The organism is Microbispora sp. H11081, from assembly GCF_012999535.1.
Taxonomy (GTDB): Bacteria; Actinomycetota; Actinomycetes; order Streptosporangiales; family Streptosporangiaceae; genus Microbispora.
The window spans coordinates 1,106,248-1,127,167 of sequence record NZ_JABBWV010000001.1 but is presented as its reverse complement, the minus strand read 5'-3'; the positions used below and the strand labels follow the sequence as shown (position 1 = coordinate 1,127,167).

General features: G+C 69.7%; 14 protein-coding genes. 7 read left to right on the top strand and 7 right to left on the bottom strand.

What is annotated here, in order from left to right; all coding sequences use genetic code 11:
• Positions 1-74: 74 nt before the first annotated feature.
• Both HHX31_RS34945 and HHX31_RS04850 read right to left on the bottom strand, forming a co-directional pair.
• Complete coding sequence (locus HHX31_RS34945; protein ID WP_259402773.1) at positions 75-209, bottom strand: hypothetical protein; 135 nt, start codon at positions 207-209, stop codon at positions 75-77.
• 105 nt (positions 210-314) lie between these two features.
• Positions 315-1,934, bottom strand: coding sequence for an OPT/YSL family transporter (locus tag HHX31_RS04850; protein ID WP_169945325.1), 1,620 nt, complete (start codon positions 1,932-1,934; stop codon positions 315-317).
• Positions 1,935-2,732: 798 nt separating this feature from the next.
• On the opposite strand from HHX31_RS04850, the gene HHX31_RS04845 reads away from it, so the two are divergent.
• The 3 genes from HHX31_RS04845 to HHX31_RS04835 all read left to right on the top strand — a co-directional run bounded on the left by HHX31_RS04845 (position 2,733) and on the right by HHX31_RS04835 (position 5,737).
• Positions 2,733-3,764 carry an inorganic phosphate transporter gene (locus HHX31_RS04845; RefSeq protein ID WP_169945323.1) on the top strand — a complete coding sequence of 344 codons (1,032 nt, stop codon included), beginning with the start codon at positions 2,733-2,735 and terminating at the stop codon, positions 3,762-3,764.
• Between the two features lie 184 nt (positions 3,765-3,948).
• Complete coding sequence (locus HHX31_RS04840) at positions 3,949-4,866, top strand: NADP-dependent oxidoreductase (protein ID WP_169945321.1); 918 nt, start codon at positions 3,949-3,951, stop codon at positions 4,864-4,866.
• 244 nt (positions 4,867-5,110) lie between these two features.
• Positions 5,111-5,737: a TetR/AcrR family transcriptional regulator gene (locus HHX31_RS04835; RefSeq protein WP_169945319.1), complete on the top strand. Its 627-nt coding sequence runs from the start codon at positions 5,111-5,113 to the stop codon at positions 5,735-5,737.
• 193 nt (positions 5,738-5,930) lie between these two features.
• Here the strand turns inward: HHX31_RS04835 and HHX31_RS04830 are convergent, their stop codons facing one another.
• Positions 5,931-7,148 carry a cell wall metabolism sensor histidine kinase WalK gene (locus HHX31_RS04830; protein WP_169945317.1) on the bottom strand — a complete coding sequence of 406 codons (1,218 nt, stop codon included), beginning with the start codon at positions 7,146-7,148 and terminating at the stop codon, positions 5,931-5,933.
• Between the two features lie 409 nt (positions 7,149-7,557).
• On the opposite strand from HHX31_RS04830, the gene HHX31_RS04825 reads away from it, so the two are divergent.
• A complete protein-coding gene (locus HHX31_RS04825) occupies positions 7,558-7,992 on the top strand; it encodes an ester cyclase (protein WP_169945315.1) in 435 nt (144 codons plus the stop codon).
• A gap of 192 nt (positions 7,993-8,184) precedes the next feature.
• Here HHX31_RS04825 and HHX31_RS04820 read toward each other — a convergent pair whose 3' ends face one another.
• Positions 8,185-8,922 (bottom strand): SDR family oxidoreductase, encoded by a 738-nt coding sequence (locus HHX31_RS04820; protein WP_169945313.1) that lies wholly within the window; start codon positions 8,920-8,922, stop codon positions 8,185-8,187.
• An 80-nt stretch (positions 8,923-9,002) separates the two neighbouring features.
• Here HHX31_RS04820 and HHX31_RS04815 point away from each other — a divergent pair, with 80 nt between their 5' ends.
• The 3 genes from HHX31_RS04815 (at position 9,003) to HHX31_RS04805 (ending at position 10,668) form a co-directional block, all read left to right on the top strand.
• A complete protein-coding gene (locus HHX31_RS04815) occupies positions 9,003-9,563 on the top strand; it encodes a TetR/AcrR family transcriptional regulator (RefSeq protein WP_169945311.1) in 561 nt (186 codons plus the stop codon).
• Positions 9,564-9,712: 149 nt separating this feature from the next.
• The gene (locus tag HHX31_RS04810) at positions 9,713-10,273 is read left to right on the top strand and encodes a flavoprotein (RefSeq protein ID WP_169945309.1); all 561 of its coding nucleotides are present in this window, start codon (positions 9,713-9,715) and stop codon (positions 10,271-10,273) included.
• A 50-nt stretch (positions 10,274-10,323) separates the two neighbouring features.
• The gene (locus HHX31_RS04805; protein ID WP_169945307.1) at positions 10,324-10,668 is read left to right on the top strand and encodes a hypothetical protein; all 345 of its coding nucleotides are present in this window, start codon (positions 10,324-10,326) and stop codon (positions 10,666-10,668) included.
• A gap of 434 nt (positions 10,669-11,102) precedes the next feature.
• Here the strand turns inward: HHX31_RS04805 and HHX31_RS04800 are convergent, their stop codons facing one another.
• The 3 genes from HHX31_RS04800 to HHX31_RS04790 all read right to left on the bottom strand — a co-directional run bounded on the left by HHX31_RS04800 (position 11,103) and on the right by HHX31_RS04790 (position 20,783).
• On the bottom strand, positions 11,103-11,996 hold the full coding sequence (locus HHX31_RS04800) for a serine/threonine-protein kinase (RefSeq protein WP_211589199.1): 894 nt from the start codon (positions 11,994-11,996) through the stop codon (positions 11,103-11,105).
• Positions 11,993-14,176: a UvrD-helicase domain-containing protein gene (locus HHX31_RS04795; protein WP_169945305.1), complete on the bottom strand. Its 2,184-nt coding sequence runs from the start codon at positions 14,174-14,176 to the stop codon at positions 11,993-11,995. Before HHX31_RS04795 ends, HHX31_RS04800 begins: the two co-directional genes overlap by 4 nt.
• 100 nt (positions 14,177-14,276) lie before the next feature.
• On the bottom strand, positions 14,277-20,783 hold the full coding sequence (locus HHX31_RS04790) for a DEAD/DEAH box helicase (RefSeq protein ID WP_169945303.1): 6,507 nt from the start codon (positions 20,781-20,783) through the stop codon (positions 14,277-14,279).
• Positions 20,784-20,920: the final 137 nt, after the last annotated feature.

Here is a 20,920-nt window from a genome sequence, read left to right as displayed (position 1 = left end):
TGCCGCCAGGGGGTGGGCCGGGAGTTGGAGGGCGCGGCAGGGGATACCCGCGTCGTACGGTCCGCAGGCCACGGTCACTCGCAGCCGTCGGGGTCGTTGGCCATGATGCTGGTCACGACGTCGAGGTTCTTCCGGCCGCGCATGGCGGTGCAGCAGTCGGTCTGCTTCTCGGACACTTCGGCGTTCTCGATCATGGAAATGGCGATCATAGGTATCACCTCCTCCGCTGTGGTCTCTGCCGCGCTCTCCGGCCCGCTCCCCGCCGCGACGCGGCGGGGAGAGTCGTTGGTGGGGCGCGTGCCCCAGATGGCGGGTCATCGCAGGACCTCCCGCACGATGAGCACCGCGACGGTGATCAGGCCCTCGCCGATGATCAGCCCGGAGGCGACGATCTCGGTGGCGCTGCGCCGGCCGGGGTTGCGGCGAGTGAGCAGCCACTGGGTCAGGCCTCCGGCGGCGAGGGTCAGCGAACCGGCCGGGGGAAGCAGCACCCCGAGGCCGATCATCGTGGGCATGGCCGAGGTGAAGGCCAGGCCCAGGCCTATCGGGCCCGAGACGGCCAGCGCGAGGGCCACGGTGGCGGGGTATTCGGCCGATCCCCGGACGGTGGTGTCCACGAACTGGACGGCGGTGGCCACGGGGGCGGGGAAGGAACCTCCTCCGAGCACACCCGCGCGGCTGAGCACCGCGATCACCAGGACGCCGATCACCGCGCCGGCCAGGCCGCCCGCCAACTGCGTCCAGCCCGTCAGCCGCCTCGGCGGCTCGGCCAGGCCCTCGGGACGGTCGTGGGCGACCTTCACCGAGTAGGTGAAGTACACGGCGGCGAGGGCCGCGCAGCAGATGGTCGAGGCCATCAGCAACGCCGCCGTCCGGTCCGCGCCGGAGATGGCGAAGGCCACGACGCTGAAGTACAGCGCCGGGGACAACGGCACCAGCCCGATCTCGCCGCCTGCCCGGGTGAGGAACACGGTCATCACGGCGAGCAGCACGACGCCGAGCAGGCCCCAGCCGAGGTAACGCAGAAGGGACGGGTACGCCAGCGCCAGGAGCGCCGTACCCACGAGGACGGCGCCGGCGAGCCACCGCGTACGGCCAGGGAGCAGACGTCCGTCCTTGAGCGACCGCGCCAGCGGGCCGCGGACCCGGGCGATCGCGGCGAGGGAGTAGCCGAGGATGAGGCCGACGCCGGCGGCGAGCACCCAGGGATAGGACAGGTGGTCGGTGTACGCCACGGGCCGGCCCGCCGCGCCGTCCTGGATCGCCCACACGACGACGGTGTACGCCGCGCCGACCGCGAGCCAGGCGCACGCGCGCGGGCCGATGAGGAACCCGACGCCGTACAGCAACGGCGAGAGGGCAAGGGCGAGATGGGTGCCCGTGAGCTCCGGCGTGACGTCGCGGCCCCACAGGGCGACCCCCAGGGCCGACGCGGCGCCCACGCCGGCGGCGATGGGAAGCATGCGGCCGAGCCGGTCGCTGTCCCCGTCCCTGGGGCTGCTGAGCGACGCCATCAGGGTGATGGCCGGCTTCAGGGTCGGGTAGGGCAGTCTCTCGGCGACCACCAGCGTCCGCGCGACGAGACCGCCGAGGAGGATGCCCACGGCGTTCGCGGCCATCGCCAGCACCACCAGGAAGCCCCAGGCCGGCAGCTCACCGGCTTGCAGGACGACGGCGCCGATGCCGGTGTCCAGCGCGGCCGTGGCCATGTATCCGCTGGACGCGATGGAGAAGACGACGAAGAGACCCTGCCAGCTGAGCGCTCCCGCCACCCGGAGCAGCGCCGCGCCCAGCGCGGCCACCAGCGCCGACCCGCCGAAGGACGTGCCGGTGCGGAAGAGGACGAGCACGTTGAGGACGCAGAGCAGCACGCCGATGGCCAGGCCGATGAGCGTGGCCCAGACGTACGATCCGCGCCAGGCGGGGGCGTCCATGGCCAGAGGCGGATGCGCTGTGGTGGAGGATGCGGTGCGCCCCTTTCCTCCCACAGAGCGCCCCCTATCTCGGCCAGGTGAGCTGCATTGATATCTATCAATGCAGACTGACGAGTGCACATTAGGATGGGTCGACGCCAATGGTCAAGAGTCTTGACAAGGCCGCCTATTCATGCACACATCCCTGCGTTACGCGACTATTACGATATTTTTCGTGATAATGCCGTACGACGCGTCGGCCAATCCCACACATCACAGCGCGCGATCGACCGGCAGGGGGCGGCGTCCACACGTCCGGTCGCCGCCGCCCCCGGATCCCGGCCGTGCGGCCCGGCCACCAGGGCGAGATATCAATTCGATTTGGTAGCGCCGATTTCCGGGAAACCCGCCTGACCGCCGCGCCGAGAGCCCGCCATTACGGCCCATTTCCGGACAGCCCAAAAAGGGCAGAAAACCCACCAGCAGGGACGATATCGGGGAACGCCGGTGGATGTGCGCACGCGCGAACCGCTGCGCGTTCGGTAGGTCTTGACGAAAGCTCCGACAGTCCTGAGGCTATTGCCGTCGGGGGGCAGGAAACCTGCGATCCAGAGGCCGGTGATGTAGGGCTGAACGTCGAACAGGCCGTACGACAGCGCCACAGCGCCGCATCGCGGGTCTCCGATGCGGCCCGGAAGCCGACCACGGCCGTCGAGAGTCGCCCTTCGGTCTGACACCGCGGACATGTGGTCCGGCCGGCCATACCTCTCGTCGCGCGCGCTCCCCCACGAGCACCGCTACCCCCCGGAGGCATATTCCATGGAAGTGCTCGTACTCGTGCTCGTGCTCTTACTGGCCGCCGCCAACGGAGCGAACGACGTGCCGAAGGGTGTCGCCACGCTCGCCGGCGCGGGCGTGACGAAGATCCGCACGGCCCTCGCATGGGGCACCGTGGCCACCATCCTCGGCTGCCTCGTCTCCTTGACGCTGGCCTCGAAGATGACCGACCTCTTCTCCAAAGGCATCGTCTCCGCCAAGCCCACCCCGGCGTTCACGGTCGCGGTGCTGATCGGAACCATCTTCTGGGTCGTCTTGGCCACCATCCTGAAGTTGCCCGTCTCCACCACCCATGCCCTGGTCGGCTCGCTTCTCGGCGCCGGCAGCCTGTTCGCCGGCTCCGCGGTCGAGTGGAACGGACTGATGGGGAAGGTCGTGGAGCCGCTGTTGCTGAGCATCCTGGTCGCCTACGCCATCTCAGCCGTATTGGGCATCATCACCCGGAAAGTCGTGACGATCCGTACGGCGAGAAGGGAAAGGATCCAGGCTCCGGCTCCAGACGGCGATGCGGCGCCGGTCGCGACCCTGACGACGCGGGCCGAGCCGACCAAGGCGCAGCACACCATCGGCATCGCCCACTGGGCGACAAGCGGCCTGGCCAGCTTCGCCCGGGGTCTCAACGACGCGCCCAAGATCGTGGCCATCGGCTCCTTCGCGCTGGTGGGCGGGATGACCCCGACGGGCCTGCTGTTCGCCGTCACGGCGGCCATGGCCGTCGGCGGTCTTCTGGCGGGCTCGCGCATCGCCGACCGGCTCGCGTACTCCGTGATCAAGATTCCTCATGTCGAAGGCTTCACCGCCAACCTCACGACCGCGAGCCTCGTCGGGCTGGGCGCCGTGCTGGGCTTGCCCATGTCGACCACGCAGGTGTCGGCAGGAGCCATCTCAGGCATCGCCGCCAACGACCTCTCCAGGCTCAACAAGAAGACGGTCCGCGACCTTCTGATCGCATGGTTGTGCACACCGCCTGTCGCCGCCGCCGTAGCCGCAGGAGCGTATCTACTGCTCGCTTGACGCGCTCCCCGGCCTGAACGCCGGAGGCAAGGACCTGCGGATCACCTCGGACATCGCGAGGGCTCCCATCGGCGCGGCGAACAGCCGCAGCGCCGAAAAACTGGACTATGTAGTCCAGTATGCTGGTCGTCAGCCAATCGCACCACAAGAACCATCTGTGACGACCATCGAGGAGACGACCTCCATGAAAGCGATCGTGGTGACGGACCAAACCGCGGGGACGGCCGGGATGACGCTGATGGAGCGGCCCGAGCCGGCGGCGGCCATAAACGACGTCGTCGTCGAGGTGCACGCGTCGGGATTCGTCCCGACCGAGCTGCAGTGGCCGTCGACGTGGACCGATCGCCGCGGCCGCGACCGAACCCCGTCGATCCCCGGGCATGAGCTGGCCGGAGTGGTCACCGCACTCGGCTATGGCACGACGGGGCTGTCGGTGGGGCAGCGCGTGTTCGGCCTCACGGACTGGCATCGCGACGGCACCCTCGCGGAGTACGTGGCCGTCGAGGCGCGCAACCTCGCGCCACTCCCGGGTGACGTCGACTTCACGGTGGGCGCGAGCCTGCCGATCTCGGGGCTGACCGCCTGGCAGGGGCTGTTCGACCACGGCCGCCTTCGGGCGGGGCAGAGCGTGCTCGTGCACGGCGCGGCCGGCGCGGTGGGGACGATGGCGACGCAGCTCGCGCGTGAGTTCGGCGCGTACGTCATCGGCACCGGACGCGCCGGCGACCGTCAGAAGACGCTCGACTTCGGCGCCCAGGAGTTCGTCGACCTCGGCGACGACTCGCTGGAAGACGTCGGCGAAGTCGACCTGGTCTTCGACGCCATCGGCGGTGACATCCAGAGGCGGTCCGCACGCATGATCCGGGCCGGAGGAACGCTGGTGTCCGTCGTCGGGCCGCCCGAGGCGCGGCCCGACGAGGGCCTGGCGATCGACTTCGTCGTCGAGTCCCATCGCGCCCAGCTGGGTGAGATCGTGCGGAGGGTGCGCGACGGGCGGCTGCGGACGAACATCGGCGACATCGCGACCCTCGACGGCGCAGTCGCCGCCCTCAACCCGACCGAGCGGCGCAAAGGGAAGACCGTCATCCGCGTCCGTCCGTGAGGACCACGGCGAGCGGCCCCGCCTTTCTCGTGGATCAGGGTCTGCTTCGCGTCCTGCCGGGCGTCTCGTACGGGAACACGAGATCGGAACGATCCGCCATCCCGGCGTAACCACGGCACATCTCTACCCAAAGTTTTTCCGGACTACTTGGTCCGATCTATCGGATCTCGCGTCGCTACGGAGGCCGCGGACCACAGCCCGCGAGGACGGGGACGAGTGGTCCGATCGGTACCATGAAGCCGTGATGACGACCGCCGATTCGCGCGACGGCAGACGCCTCACGGCGCGCGGTGCGAAGACGCGGGCAAGGATCGTCGCCGCGGCGACCGACCTGATGTACGTGAAAGGTGTCGGGGCCACCACGCTCGATGACGTGCTGGCGGCCAGCGGAGTGAGCAAGTCGCAGTTGTACCACCACTTCGACGGCAAGGACGCGCTCGTGCGGGCCGTCATCGACCACGTGGGAGAACGCGTCATCGAGCGCGAGCGCGAGGCCCTCGGCCGTGTCTCGACGATCCGGGGCCTGCGACGCTGGCGGGACGCGTTGGTCCAGAACAACGCCCTTCGACATGGCGCCTACGGCTGCGCGCTCGGCTCGCTGGCCTCCGAGGTCTCCGATCACGACGCTCTCGCACGTCAAGCCCTGTCTCGGCTGTTCACCGAATGGCAGGGGCTCCTCGCGGACGTGCTGCGACGGCTTCAGGACGGTGGCACGCTTCCGCCCGAGGCGTCGGTGGACCAGCTCGCGACCGGGCTCATGGCCGCCCTCCAGGGCGGGTACATGCTGGCCCAGACGGCGCGCGACGTCACACCGATGGCAACGGCGATCGACATGGTGCTCGCGCACATCGAGAACCTGTCCGAACGCTGAGCTCGTCGCCGTACGGCCCCGGACACGCGCCGAAGTCGCGGGGCGAGATCACCGCCGTCCCTCACGTCACCGCTTTCTGTTCGCGTCTCGCGGTGCGAGTGGCGACGAAAGCCGAGCGGTTGACGTCGACGGCAATTGGACTATATAGATCAGATTCGACGAGGTGGCCGCACCGTCGATCAACACTCTGCGCCTACGAACTGAGACCTCGATGCCGAGTAGCGGAGGTCAGGGGGAGCCGGAGAACGAACCGGGCGCCGCAGGCCGAGTCCTCGATGCGCAGGGTTCCCCGGTGGGAATGGGCGATCTCGCGGGAGATCGCAAGGCCCAGTCCGCTGCCGCCGGCGTCACGGCGGCGTCCGTCTTCCAGACGTACGAACCGCTCGAAGACGCGCTCTCGGTCGGCGGGTTCGATGCCGGCTCCGTCATCGGTCACCGCCACGACCGCTTCGCCGCCATGGGACGTGACGCATACGGTGACGCCGGTCGCGGCGTGCCGCCGCGCGTTGCTCAGCAGGTTGCTCACGAGCCTGATCAGCTGCATCCGTGAACCGTGCACCCAGACATCCTCGGCGACCTGAGCATCCACCGGCATGGCGCCGGAGTGCCTCCTCGCCTCCTCCGTCACCAGCGCGCCGAGGCTGATCGGCTCGTGGTGCGCCGGCTCAGGCCCGCGCAGCCGGGCCAGCAGCAGCAGGTCCTCGACGATCGCCTCGAGCCGCTCGGCGGCCGACAGGGCTCCTTGAATCGTGTCACGCGGATTGACGCGATCGGGGTAGATCAGCGCCTCCTCCAGCAGCACCCGCAGGCTGGCGATCGGATTACGGAGTTCGTGAGAAGTGGTGGAGGCCAGTTGGCACTGCCGCTCCACCGGGCGCAGCAACCGGCCCGTCATCCGCCACGTCAGCCATGCCGACACCACCGTCAGCACAAGCGCGCCCGCCGCGATGGCGTATTCGAGGTCGTGGGTCGCCAGAATCGACGGCTCGGCCGCGCCGGCGTACACGACAGGAGAATCCGCGCTCGGCGAGATCCTGTCGGCCACGAGCAGGACACACCGCTCATCGGGGAGGCACTCGGTCCACCACTGCAGGCGGTCGCCGGGCTCTGGCCGGAACATGCTGAGGTGGGTACGGCCCGCCTGAGGGGTCGAGGTCACGATCCTGCCCTGGGCGTCCACCACCTGGACCAGATCGACGCTGTCGGAGGTGGGGATGGGTTGTGGCAGTTGCCCGCTCCGCGCATACGCGCTCCATCTGAGGGTGGTCTTCTCGACCGTGCGGAACGCCTCGTCCCGGATGTTCCGACGGAGGGCGACGTCCGTGATCGCGCCGATCACGACAGAGACCATCAGCACGAGCAGCGCCACCGACGTCGTGGTGCGCACCTGGATGGAGGACAGCGACGGCATCGTTTCACCGCTCTTCCCGCGCGGCCGGCCACGTACGAGCGACCGCCGCCCCGCGGCCGCGGCGCTCTCGACGACTGGTGCGACGGCTGCGCTCCGCAGCCCATCGGTGACGCACGCAGGCGCCGGCTGATTCCGAGCCATGTGAGCTCTCTTTCTTGGGGCCGCCGCGCTCCCTCTCGTGGGCGGGGGCACCACCTGCGGGCCGCGTAGCCCCCGACATCCCGGTGGGTCCGGCGTGCGATGGGTCTGCGCATGGGACGCTGACCGGCCACCGGCAAGGCGGGCAGAACAGCCGCTACTCTGACAAGAGTGGACTATTTGGTCCACTTAAGCTATCTTTGTCGAAGTTGTCAAGTCTGGGTGTCAAGCGCGTGGTGCCACTGCATCGCGCGGCGAGGGGGCGGTTGGCATGTCCACTGCTTACGACGTCCGAGACGAGCTGTTCCGAGTGTTCAACGACCACGACCTGAGCCAACTGGGCCTGTACTACAGCGCGAGCGCGATCTGGGTCGGGCCAGAGGGCATGGCGGAAGGACTGGAGCAGATCGTCACCGTCTACGAACAGCAACTCTTGGCGTTCCCCGATGCCCGCCTGACACCCTGGTATAAGGCGACCTGCAGCGACCCCGCGGTCACGGAATGGATGCTCACCGGCACCCATCTGGGGCCGTTTCTCCTCCCATGCGGGCGTTACCTGGAAGGGTCCCGCCGTCGCATCGCCGTTCGCGGTTGCTGCGTGGTTCGCGTCGAGGACGGCAAGGTCATCACTCACCAGGTGTATTACGACCAAATGGAGTTGTGCAGCCAGCTTGGCCTGCCCCGCGTAGCGGCGATGGCCGACTGAGCGCTCTTGCGCGGCCCGCGGGGCGCGGCGGCGGCGGGCGGGCGGCGGGCAGGCGCGGCGGCCGTCGAGGGAAATGCCGCACTCTGTCGCACGGCCACGGCGCCCACTCACGGAACACCGTCGGCAAGGCCGTCCACGTGCGGGATGATCCGCACGCGACACCCGCCTGCCGGACCACCTCCACCTGGGGGGTCAGTTCTGCCTGGTCGGGCGGATCGTGAGCTCCCCGATCTCGACGTCGTCGGGTTGCTCGATCGCGAAGGCGATGGCGCGAGCCACGGCGTCCGGGCTGATTCCCTTGGCCATGAGGCGCTGGGCCTCGGCCCGGGCCACCGGATCCTCGATGTAGTCGAGGAGCCCGGTGTGCACGTACCCCGGTGAGATCGAGGTCGTGCGCAGGACGCCGTCGGTGGACTCCTGGCGCAGCGCCTCCAGCAGGGTGCGGACGGCGTTCTTGGTGCCGGCGTAAACGGCCTGCGTCGGGACGATCTTCAGACCCGAGGTCGACACGGTCGTGACGAGGTGCCCACGGCCCTGGCGGCGGAACGCCGGCAGCGCGGCCGCGATCCCGTGCAGCACCCCACGCACGTTGACGTCGATCATCTCGTCCCAGGCCTCGACGTCGAGGTTGCTCACCAGACCGGTCCTCGCGATACCGGCGTTGCTCACGAGCACGTCGAGCCGTCCGAACCGCTCGACCGCGACCGAGACCAGTCGCTCCAGGTCCGCACGCCGGGTCACATCCACAGCGACCGCTTCGACCTGCCCGCCACCTGTCCGGATCCGTTCGGCCAGCGCGTCCAGGCGATCCTCGCGCCGGGCGCCGATCACCACCGCGGCGCCGCGCCGGGCGAGTTCCTGTGCGGCCGCCTCACCGATGCCACTGCTCGCTCCGGTGATGGCGACAACCTTGCCACTGACTCCGCTCATCGTGACCTCCAACTAAGCTGACAGTTGTCCGCTTAGCTCGAGCATACCGGACAATTGTCCACTTAATGGGGAGGTCCGCGATGGCCGATCGGCCACGCCGCTCGGACGCGGTGCTCAATCGCGAGCGCATCGTCACCGCCGCCCGTGCGGCCCTGGCCGAACTGAACGGCGCGGACGAGGACTTGGCGCTGCACCTGGTCGCCAAGTCCGCGGGCGTCGGACAGGGCACCCTGTATCGGAACTTCCCGACCCGCGAGCACCTGCTGGCCGAGGTGTACCGGCAGGAGATCGACGAACTGGTCTCCGCCGTGCCTGCGCTACTCGCCCAGCTGACGCCACTGGACGCGCTCACCCGGTGGCTGGACCGGCTCGTCGAATACGCGCGCGTCAAACGCGGGGTCATGGCCGCGGTCGAAGCGTCCGCGTGGCAGGACCTGTACGCGGACAACCACAGCAAACTCGACAACGCTCTCACCGCACTGCTCGCCAAAGGCCAGGCCGAGGGCGAGATACGCGAAGGGGTCGACGCCGCCGACGTCATCCTGCTGCTCGGCGCCCTGTCACGAGTGCCCCGAACCCAATGGGAAACCCGGGCGCGCACCGTGGTCACGATCATCGTCGACGGCCTGCGCCGACGATGACCCGGCGCGATGCGCCGGTTCAGCTCTCCGCTTTCCACGTGCTCAGTCGCCGTGGCACGACCTCATGTTGGAGACGTAGTGTTCGCCTGACCACGGCAGCCGTGCCCGCGGGTCAGCGGATACAGAGGAAAGCGGGGTAAGGGCGGGATATGGCAGAAGGCACGCCGGTTTTGTATGTGATCGCGTGCGGAGGGCGGCCGGCGGGCGACCTCCCCGCCTTCGTCGAGCGCCTTCAGGCGGACGGCTGGACGGTGTGCGTCATCGCGACGCCGTCAGCGACGAAGTTCGTCGACGCCGAGCGGCTCAGCACACTTACCGGCTATCCCGTACGGCACGACTACAAGCGGCCCGAGGAACCGGACGTCCTGCCCCCGGCCGACGCCATGGCGGTCGTCCCTGCGACCTTCAACACCACCAACAAGTGGGCCCAGGGGATCAGCGACACGTTGGCGCTGGGCCTGCTGAACGAAGCCATCGGGCTCGGCCTGCCGATCGTCGCCGTCCCCTGGCCCAACCACGCGCTCGCGAGGCATCCCGCCTTCCCCAGCAGCGTGGCCCGGCTCGAAGAATGGGGCGTACGGGTGATCCTCGATTGGGACCGTCTTCCCGCACCGGATTCGGACGCACCAGGAGCGGTTTCCTTCCCCTGGGAAGATCTACACGAGGCGCTGCAGGCCGTACGAGGAAACATCGGCTCTTCATCGGGCTGAAGCGGACTCTGCCGCGCGGCATCGGAATCGCCGTCCAAGGAAAGGACATCATGACGCACCCCGGGGACTACGGCCTGCCTGGGTCGCTGCACCGAGCGCTGAACGACGTGGCAGCGGAACGCGCCGCCCAGGACGCGATGTGGGGCCTGCGGGACCACCCCGACGGCACCGGGCCCGCGTACGCGCCCGAGGCCGACCTCGCCAAGCAGGCGGTGGCCGACGCCGCGGCCGAAGGCCGGCTGACCTGGCGGCACATCCTGCACGAAGAGGTCCTCGAAGCGTTCGCCGAGGACGACGCCGACCGCCTGCGGGCCGAACTCGTCCAGGTCGCGGCGGTCGCGGTCAAGTGGATCCAGGACCTCGACAGACGCGCCCACTCACCAAACAACCGATGACCGTGGTGGCCTCCGCACCAGCCAGGACCGGCCCATCCTCGTCATGCAGGTTCGCCTCGCTCAGCGCGGCGAGAACTGCGCCGACCTGAGCGGGAGCGAGGCGTCCGGTCAGCGCGAGCCTGCCGACAGCAGCGTCGATCGGCCATGCCCGAAAGCCGTCCTTCGGCTGGATCTCAACCACGGGGACGAGACGGACCGCAGAGACCATTGGGATGCCCCGACAGCCAATCGTGGTGAGCATCCCGCCCAAGCTTGCCCCGGCGCCGAAGCCACTCCGCCACGTCCTCCAGTGAGGAGAACAACCTGGTGGACGGCCCGCCGACGGGGGCCGGGAAGTCGTCGAACCAGCGGCGCGAGTTGCCGGCACCGGCGGGTCCGGCCCGTGCCGGCTGCGCGATGTCGGCCATTGCGACTGTGGCGCGGGTATGCATGGATTACCCCAGACTCGCGATCACTGTCGAGTACATGTGGACAGGATCGGTGGACAGGTCCTGGGCGACCCAGCCGGGAAGGGGGGGAAGGTCGCGCACCCACGGCAGGAGGCTCCGGTATACCTCGGTCGCGTCAGAGGGACGACGAGCCGGGTCCTTGATCAGCAGCCGGTGCGTAAGCTCCTCCAACTCTGCGGGCACACCCGCCATCGGCGGTGGGTCCTCCTCCTTGCTGCGGACGATTTCCCGTAGCAGGTCACGGGACTCGAACGGCCGCGTGCCGGTGAGCAGCTCATACAGCACGCAGCCGATGGTGTAGAGGTCACTTGCCCGGCTGGCGTTCTCCCCCTCGACGAGCTCGGGTGCCATATAGCGAGCGGTCCCCGGAACCTGCCCGCTCTGGGTGATCCGGGAGAACTCGCTGGCGCCGAGCGAGGCGGCCACGCCGAAGTCAATGACCTTCACCGCCCCGTCCCCGCACAGCAGCAGGTTCTCCGGCTTGACGTCGCGGTGGAGCAGCCCGGCCTCGTGCGCTGCGGCCAGTACGGCGCACACCTGAGCGCAGACGAACGCCGCCCACGATACGGGCAGGCTGCCCACCTCGTCCTTGAGCTTGCCGACAGACTCGCCCCGCAGCGCCTCCATGACCATGTACAGATCGCCGTCGTCACCGAAGTCGTAGACGACCGGAACGCCCGGGTGGCGGAGCCGCGCGGTAATCCTGGCCTCACGGTTGAAGCGCCGCCGTGCCTCCTTCTCCAAGGCGAGGTCGGCGGAGTTGATCAGCTTGATCGCGACCGGCCGGTTGAGCCGCAGGTCGGTGCCCTCCCACACCTCGCCCATGCCACCCCGGCCGATAGGCGAGGTGATCCGGTAACGGTCGGCGACGGTCCTCACGGCAGGAACCTGCTCTTGGTGCCGTGCCAGCTGATCACCACGCTGTCCCGCGCGCGGGTGGCGGCGACGAAGAGCAGCGACCGGGCCCGCTGCAACTCCCGGCGGAAGCGCAGGGGGTCGTCCTTCTCGAACGCGAGAAGCCGCTCACCGGGCAGTCGGCCCTCCGTGACACCGGCGATGATCATGCGCTGATACTCCAGCCCCTTGAACCGGTGCATCGTGCCCACGTGGACGGGCGCCTCGACGAACTTCGGCCCGTCGGGGCCGATGGACGCGGCCATGACGCCGGCCTTGCCCAGACGGTTCTCGACCTCGGCCACCATCCGCCGCTCCGGCACGCAGACCGCGATGGAGCCTCCTCCCCATTCCTTGACCTGCTCGGCGATCCCGTCGAGCTCGGCGGCCCACGTGGAGTACGGCCTGAGCACCGGGTCGGGCCCACGCAGCACCGAACGGTAGCCGGTCAGGTCGTCGGTGCCGTCGTCGAGGTCGTCCCACTCCTCCTCACCGAGAAGGCGACAGGCGGTGCCGAGGATCTCGTGGGTGGTGCGGTAGCTCAGAGTCAGCTTCGACGACCGGCCCCGGATGTTGATGCCAAGGCTGCCCAGAGACACCTGGTTGGCATAGATCCGCTGGTGGGTGTCGCCGGCGATGAACAGGTCGTCCGGGCCTTCGGGCACCATCGCGCGCAGCATCCGCCAGTGCGCCGCGCCGAGGTCCTGCGCCTCGTCGACGACGATGTGCCGGTAGGGGTGCTTGTACCAGATGCCTGACTCGTGCTGCAGCTTCACCGAACTGATCTGGGCGGCCTGGTAGGTGGCGATGGCCTTGGCCCGCTCGATGGCCAGTCGCGCGGCCCTCTCGGCGACCTGCCTGAAGGTCCACAGCTTCCTGTCGTCCAGGCGCATCACGTAGCGTTCGACGAGCTTCCAGATCTCCGCCCGGTCCTGCCTGCTGATGGCGCGCCCCCGCCCGGCCCTCCGGGCGCGGAAGTAGTCGGCTCTGGTAGCGACACCCTGGCCGAGGATGACCTGCGACCATTCGGCGTGCAGGAACTCGGCATCCCACCGGCGCTCCCCCAACTCGTCGAGGAGCTCCTCCCACTGGATGACGGCTTTGGTGTCGTCGATCCACTGCCGCCCGGTGCCGCTCTGAGTGGGAGCGACGAGGTCGCTGGCCAGCTTGTCGATGTTGACGATCTCGACCCGCTTGACGACCTCCTGCCCGGCGAGGTCGAGCAGCCGCCGCCGCAGGTCGGCGGCGAGGTTCTTGTTGAACGTCGTCAGCAGCACGTCCTTGCCCTCGCCCGGGCCGAGCCGCTCGACCAGATGCTTGACCCGGTGCAGCGCCACGATCGTCTTGCCGGTGCCCGGGCCGCCGGTGACGCGGGCGGGGCCGCTGTAGACGCGATCCACGATCTTCTGCTGGGTGGGGTGCAGGAAGACCTTCCAGCGTCCGAAGTCGCCGTCCTCCAGCACCTCCTGCAGGGCTGTGTCCTCGGTGGTCACGACCGTCGCGGGACGGGCGAGCGCCGCCTGGTAGTCGTCGGTGTCGACCGTCTCCTCCACCGCGACCGGCGCGGTGATCTGGTCCATGACCTCGTCGACCGTCTTGCCGTCGTACAGCGCGAGCAGCACCTCACCGGTGAGCTGCGGCGCGTAGGTGGTCAGGCCGAGCAGTTCGTCCTCAGTAGTGATCTTCGCGATCAGGGGAAGCAGCGGCTCCGCCACGCCCAGGCCGAGCAGGGTCTCGGCCGAGAACTTCGCGAAGAGCGGCTCCGGCGGCGGGTTCTCCGCTGCGGGAGCGGGAGTCACCGGGGGCGCTGCCGGCTCGACCTTCCCCCCGATCGTCAGCAGGTCGAGGAACTCGATGCCGCCCGTCACCGGGTTGATCTGGTAGGCGAACTTGTCCAGGTTGTCATAAACCTCCTGGCGCGGTTTGACCGCGACCAGGATGTAGTCGCCGCCGCCCGCGTGCAGCAGCAGCGCCCGGTAGTCCAGGTTCACCCGCGCCGAGTACAACCGCGGATGCCCCTTGAGCTGCTTGAACCGCAGGCCGGGGCTCTCCGGGTCCTGGCGGAACTTGTGCTGGAAGTCGTAGATGGCGCCCTTGACCGCGCGCGGGAGCTTGAGGATCTCCTTGTCGGCCTTGTCGAGGAGCCGTAACGTCACCGTGCTCACGCGACCTCCTTCACTGGGACGCCATCGCCGTACCGGTTGCCCCGCCCGTTCACCGGGTCCCCTTTGCTACTCCGGGTCGAGTCCGCCTCGCCTCGCACACTCACCGTCCGCCGATCCGCTCAGCCAGTTCCTCTGGTGTCCAGCCCTCCGCGACCCGTACGTCCCAGCCCGCCTGGGCGTAGGCGGCGTCGCGTTTGCGCGCCTCGTCGTCGTCCCCGGCGAGCATGACCGCCAGCTTGGCCTGCGGCCAGGCCAGCTCGGCCTGCCACGCCTGCTCGCCGAGTTCGTAGCCCGCCTCGGGGGCAGGCACTCCCAGCTCGGTGAGGGCGTGCGCCAGGCGCGCCAGCGCGGCGTCCTCGGGGTCGAGAAGGTCGAGCACCTCCTCCCAGTCCTGCGGGACAACGTCATCCGTCGTCTTGTCCGTCGCCTCTGTGTCGTCGGAAGGTGGCCGTCCCGACTCGCCGTCCTCGTCCGGCGGGCGCGGTACGAACGGCGTGGCCTCGGAGAGCTCCCCCACGAGTCCGTCGTCGAGCGGGAGCCCGCTGAGCACCGTGAGCAGACCGTCGCCGCCCGCCGCGGCGAGCAGCCCCGGATCGAACAGGTCCAGCTCGCTGAAGACGAGCTGACCGCCGTCGCCCGCACCGGCGTCGAGGAACTGCAGGAGATTGCCCCAGTAGAGCCAGCCCGCCCAGTGGCGCCGGTGCGCCGCGTCGTCGGCGAGGATCGTCTCGTTCCGGTCGTCGATCACGGTGAAGGCGCTCCACGCGCCTCCGGCGCGTCCGTCCACGACGACCGTGAGCCGGCAGCCGTCCAGATCGTCTGTGGAACAGACCCTGATAGGACCCGCCGCGCCGGGCGGGAGGTCCTCGCCGCGCAACGATGCCGTCACCCGCTCCGCCACCCCATCGGCGTCGCAGACGCTGATGCCGTTGAGTTTCCGGACCGTGCCCGCCACCACCGCCTCCGCGCGGTGCAGCCACAGCCGCCGGTCGGGCTCGCGGAGGTAGGCCAGCAGCGTCTCGACCGGGTTGGTCCACATCGTGCGCACAAGATCGACGGACTCGCGGTGCGGTTCATAGCGCCCGTAGAACTTTCGGGCCTGTTCCTGCGCGATGCCCTCGTACGGCTTGCGCAGCGGCTCGACCGACTCATCGGGGGCGAAGCCGCGCCCCTCCCACTCGTCGAGGTTCTCCCATGTCAGCTGGAAGACGACCCGGCCATGGGCGCGCAGCCGGGCCCGTTTGTCCGCGTCGTCGGCCAGCCGGTTGATCTCCGCCGTCGCGTGGTAGGCGTAGCCGTCGAGGTAGACGGCCACCTCCTGGGGTTCGTCGTCCACCAGCCGGAACAGCACGTCGGGCCGCGTTCCCCTGATGGTGTTCTGCAGGGTCATCCGCCAGTGCCTGATCACCCCGTCGGGGCCCTCGACGCGCAGGTCGGCGGTCTTCCTGCCGTTGACGACCTCGCCACGGGCGAGCGCGGCACGCGTGTCGGACCGGCGGGCCCATGCTTCCAGGCCGTCCAGGAAGCGTGCCTCCAGTTCGCTTTCGACCTGGTCCCACAGCGAGATGTCGGCCGTGGTCGTGACCGGGGCGACCTCCCACTTCTCCAGCAACTCGCCGAGCATCTCCAGGGCGTCGACCCGGCTGACCTTGTCGTACATGCTGCCGGGGACGTGGGCGAGCAGGCAGCGGTGACAGGCCTTCTTCTGGCGCTCCTCCTTGCAGCGACACTCGGCCACGATCCGGTACGCGGCGCTGAGCACCTCCCGAAAGCCTTCGGGCGAGGAGAGCCGGTGCAGGTAGCCGGTGCCGCCTGGCAGGGTGTCGTGCAGCACGAGGAAGCGTCGTTCCCGGCCCGTGGCAGGGTCGGGCATGGTGGCGGTGACGATGTCGAGGTGGTCGGGGTCGCCGCCGTACCGCGCCGCCACCCCGGCCATCAGCGCCGCCTGGAAGGAGGCGGAGCGCTGCTCGACCATCAGCGTGGCGACCGGGAGCAGGATACGCAGCGCCTCGGTGTGCAGTTCGTGGGCGAGGATGAGCTTGACGTGTTCGGCGTCAAGGGCGGACCGCCGGAATGGGCACCACGGCCGGTGGTGGCTGCGCGACCGGTCGAACGACGAGGTGGCGACCAGCCCGTCGGACTCGCTGGAGGCGGGCGGGCCGTCCACGGTCGTCCCGCCGCAGGACGGGCAGGCGTGGAAGGGGTTGAGCCGGACGAGTTCGCCCGCGAACCGGTCGCCCGCCGGGCGGTCATAGCGGGCGGTGCCCAGGTTGAACCGCCGGATCACGGCCTGCCGGGTGAAGTCGACGCCGAAGACGGCGGTGGCGTGCCGCCAGGACGCTCCCGGTGCGATGTCGGCCGGGTCGACGTCGACCGCGACGGCGGTCTCGTAGTAGCGCCGCCGCCTGTCGTCGCTGTCGTCGCGGATCTGCGCGTCGTCCCGCCGGTCATGGGCGGTGACGCGGGCGGGCCGCAGCACCTTGTGCAGTGAGCCCAGCTCCCCGATCTGCCGGCTGTCGCAGCGCGGACACGGCGAGGTGTCCTCGGCCGCCCGGAAGGTCCGCACATGACCACAGCCGGGGCAGACCCGCCATTCCTCCCAGGCCGGGCGGGACGAGGTGCCGATGTCCAGACCGCTGATGCTGTGCTGGTAGCCGCGCATGTAGAAGGAGTTACCCGGGGCCAGTTCGGTGAGGGCCAGCCTGGCGGGACGTTTGTACTCGCGGACCTCGCTGTGATACCGCCTGCCGCCCGGGACCTCCTCATCCCAGGTGATCGTCGCCTCCAGCGTGGTGGCGGCGTCGATGAGGGAGTAGTTCGGCAGCAGGCCGAGCTCGACCAGCGTACCCTGGGCGTTCTCCCTGCCGATCTCACTGATCAGCCGGGCCACGGCCCGGCGCTCGGCCGCCAGCGACCGCTTGATCGCCTGCTGGCTCGGGTCGGATTCCACCAGCGTCTCGGACGCCGCGTCGATGACCCTCAGCCGCTCGCGCAGGTCGTCCAGGCGCCGGTTCCACACCTGCTCGGCTTCCTCCACGGTCTCCTTCAGCCGACCCGTGGCGAAGCCGCGCAGCTCGGCGGCCGCCGCCTCGCTCACCGCGTCACCGAACAACTCCAGGAAACCCTCCGCGAGCGTCGCGCCGGACGCCAGCGCGGCCGCGGTGAAGCCGGCGAGCCAGCCGGTCTCCCCGAACAGCGCCGACGCCCGCCGCGGCAGCGCCCGTACGCCGGAGAGCCTGTCACGTGCGCACAGGTCGATCAGGTGGGCCGCGTACTGCCGGCGCAGGATCTCCACGGCCGACAGATAGCTGCCGGGCGGGACGATCTCACCGGCGATCATGTCGCGCGGTTCTTCCAGGAAGTACAGGTCACGCGGAGACCGGCCGACCATCGTGACCAGGAACGCGTTGCCGGTGCGGCGACCGGCCCGGCCGACCCGCTGCACGTAGTTGGCCGGTCCCGGCGGCAGCGAGGCGAGGATGACCGCGGACAGCTCGCCGATGTCGATACCCAGCTCCAGAGTGGGCGTGCATGACAGCACGTTGGGGTCGCTGTAGCGGGTGCCCTCGCGGAAGCGCTCCTCGGTCTGCTCTCGCTGGCGGCGGGTGAGCGCGCCGGTGTGCTCGGCGGTGACGACCCGGAAGACGCCTTCGCCCCGGTAGAGACGGCGGTAGTAGTCGCTCCGGTGGTCGCGGGTGCCGCGGTCGGTCAGGGAGCCTCCGCAGCGGTAGCGGGGGCACGGCTGGCCGTACCAGTCCTTGACGAGGTGCGGCGGGAGCGTCTGCTGCCAGGCGCATCGGTCGCAGCCGATGCCCGCGTCGTCGACGTGCTCGTCTTCGAGCAGGTGCACCTGGATATGGCCGGGCTGCAGGCCGTACACGCCGGTGGCGCCGTCGTCGGCGGTGCGCTTGGCGACGACGCCCTCGGCTGCCAGCAGAGGCAGCAGTCGTGACAGATACTCGTCGGCCTGGCCCCGGGTCAGGCCGAGGCAGCGGGTGGCCCAGTCCCGCGACCAGCCCTGTTCGGCGTCGACCCGGTCGAACTCCGACTTCGTCTTCATCCGGTCGAGCAGGAACGTCGGAGCGCTGACCCCACGCGGGAACGCGGGCATGCCGTCGGGGCGGCGTCCCCAGATGGCGTTGTAACGGCTGGTTCCGGCGTTGCCGATCCACCTGTCCAGCCACGCGTGCTTGACCGCGCCCCGGTAGCGGAGCCGTTCCAGCAGGCCGCGTACGTAGACGAGGTAGCGGTCGCCGGCCTGCAACTCGACCATGCCGGAGGTCGCGGTGTGCGCGTCACGCGCCAGCGCGGCGATCCTCGCCGGGTCGGCGAGCACGACCTCGGCCGCGGCCGTCCGGGTGAGCTCCAGTGTGCGGCCGTTCCTGGAACGCAGGCCGAGCTCCATCACGGTGGCGAAGGCCAGCCGCTCCCCGATGAGGTTCCAGGCGTCGGGTCCGCCCTCGGTCTCCTCGGCGAGGATGGCGTCGATCTCCGGGCGGTCGTGCAGGTCGGGCGGGACGACCGCGGGCAGCACCCCGGCCTCGCTGGCCGCCGCCGCGAGATCGCCGATGAGGTCGTTGAGCAGGATCGGCGCCTCGGGGTCCAGCCGCGAGGTGAGCAGCCGGCGCAGGGAGAAGGCGTAGGAGCGGTTGGCGACGAACCCGGCCCGGTGCGCGGCGTCCTGCACCGAGTCGTTGAACAGCAGCGTCTTGCGCTGCTCCGGCTCCAACTGGCCTCCGGCGAACAACTGCGTGATCGCCACCGATGCCAGCGAGGCCAGGCCGGAACCGAGGAAGCGGATGCCCTCGTCCATCTCGCACGCCGGGCAGCGGTCCTGCTCGGCGGCGTAGAGCGCCTCCCTTGTGGTGCGCAGGTCCGTCAGCACGAAGACGATGTCGCCCTCACCGTAGGTGTCACGCGCCGGGTCGTACGGCCGGACCCGCTCCCCGTCCAGAACGGCGAGGTTGCGTACGGCCGCCTCCACCTCGCGCTTGGTCGCCTGGATCAGCGGCCGGACTCGCTTCTTCTCCGCGCCGACGTTCGCCCGGTAGATCCGCTCTGGCGTGGTGACCAGTTGGTCCGGGTCGCGCTCGGGCGAGAACGCGGCCCAGCCGGAGCGGCCGCAGTGGCGGCAGTAGACGGCCGGAAGCAGGGCCTTGCCGAGCACGCTGAACGTGGAGTCGGCGTCCACCACCGGCAGTTCGCCGATCCAGGCGAAGGCCGGGGTGTGATGCGCCAGGCGGAGCAGCCGCGAGACCGCGCGCACCCACATGTGGGTCTCGACCAGCAGGAACGGCCGTCGCGACCGCTTGCCGAGGTCTTCGGTGTCCTCGGGGTCGCGGGCGGACGACAGCAGGGCGACGAACCGGGCGAGCGCGGTGGCCGCCCGATCCGGGTTCGCGCGAATCGCGGCGCCCCAGTTGTAGGCGCCGCGCCGCGGCAACAGGTCGAGCATCTCGTCGAACGTGCGCGGCTCGCCACCGAGCACGTCGAGCACGGCCTGCGTGAGGATGTGCCGGCGGAGCACCTTCCCCAGATCCTGCGGACCGAGCCCGGTCCGCCCGGTGACGGCGGCGGCGAGTTCGTCCATCGCCGTCGGGTCGCGCAGCGGGTCGCCGCAGGCGATCAGGTCCTCGGGGCCGGGCAGCGGGAGCGTGACGTCGATGTCGCCGATGAACTCCTCGACCGTGAGCCGGTCCTCGCCGACGACGGACTTCTCGGGGAACGGCATGCCGAAGACCTGCTCAGCGACCTCACTGATGCTTCGCCCGCCGCCCTCCTGACCCGTGTTCTCTCCGAGGGTGGCGGAGGTGGCGACCGGGCAGATGTCGCCGAGCGGCCGGCCGGGCCTGGAGTTCCCGGTCGCGGCGGCCAGCCGGCGCAGCAGCATGGCCACGTCGGTGCCCTGCGCGCCGTCGTAGGTGTGGAACTCGTCGACCACCACGTACGCGATCTCGGCGTCCTGCCACAGCGGCAGGTCGTCGGGCCGCTGAAGCAGCAGGTCGAGCATCTTGTAGTTGGTGATGAGCACGTCCGGCGGGTTGTGCCGGATCTCCGACCGCCGCGTCATCACCTTCGCGTAGCCGACCTCCGGCGTGTCTCCGATGTAGAGGGCGGCGGTCACGTCGTGCAGCCCCGACTGCTGCAGGTAGCCGTTGATGCGGTGCGCCTGGTCAGTGGCCAGGGCGTTCATCGGGTAAAGCAGGACGGCCTTGACGCCGCCCTTCCCCTTGGCGCGCTCCCGGCGGCAGTGGTCGAGCACGGGGATGAGGAACGACTCGGTCTTGCCCGAGCCGGTGCCCGTCGTAATCAGCGTCGGCTCGGCCTTCTTGCCGCCGAGCGTGCTGAGCCGTTTGAACGCTTCCGCCTGGTGCCGGTACGGCGAGAAGCCCTCCGGCGCCCACTCCACCGTGGTGCGCCAGCCGTCCTTCGCGGTCCGGAACGGCGTACGGATGCGCAGGTACGGCCCGCGGAAGATGCCCTGCTCGGGATGCTCAAGGAACCGCTTCAGTGCCTGGCGGACGGGCGGGTCGGCCAGCGCGAAGGTGGTGGTGAGGTACTGCGTCAGGCTCTGCCGCAACTCGTCCGCGGCCAGCGTCGGCCTCACCGCTCCTCCTTGTGCACCCGTACGGCCCGCCTGCACCTGAACCCGCTCCGCACCCGCACTCCCGTTCGACCAACCCTACGCATTCTTACCCTCAGTGACGATATCTTTACGCAGTGCTTGCTGCTTATGTCGACGAG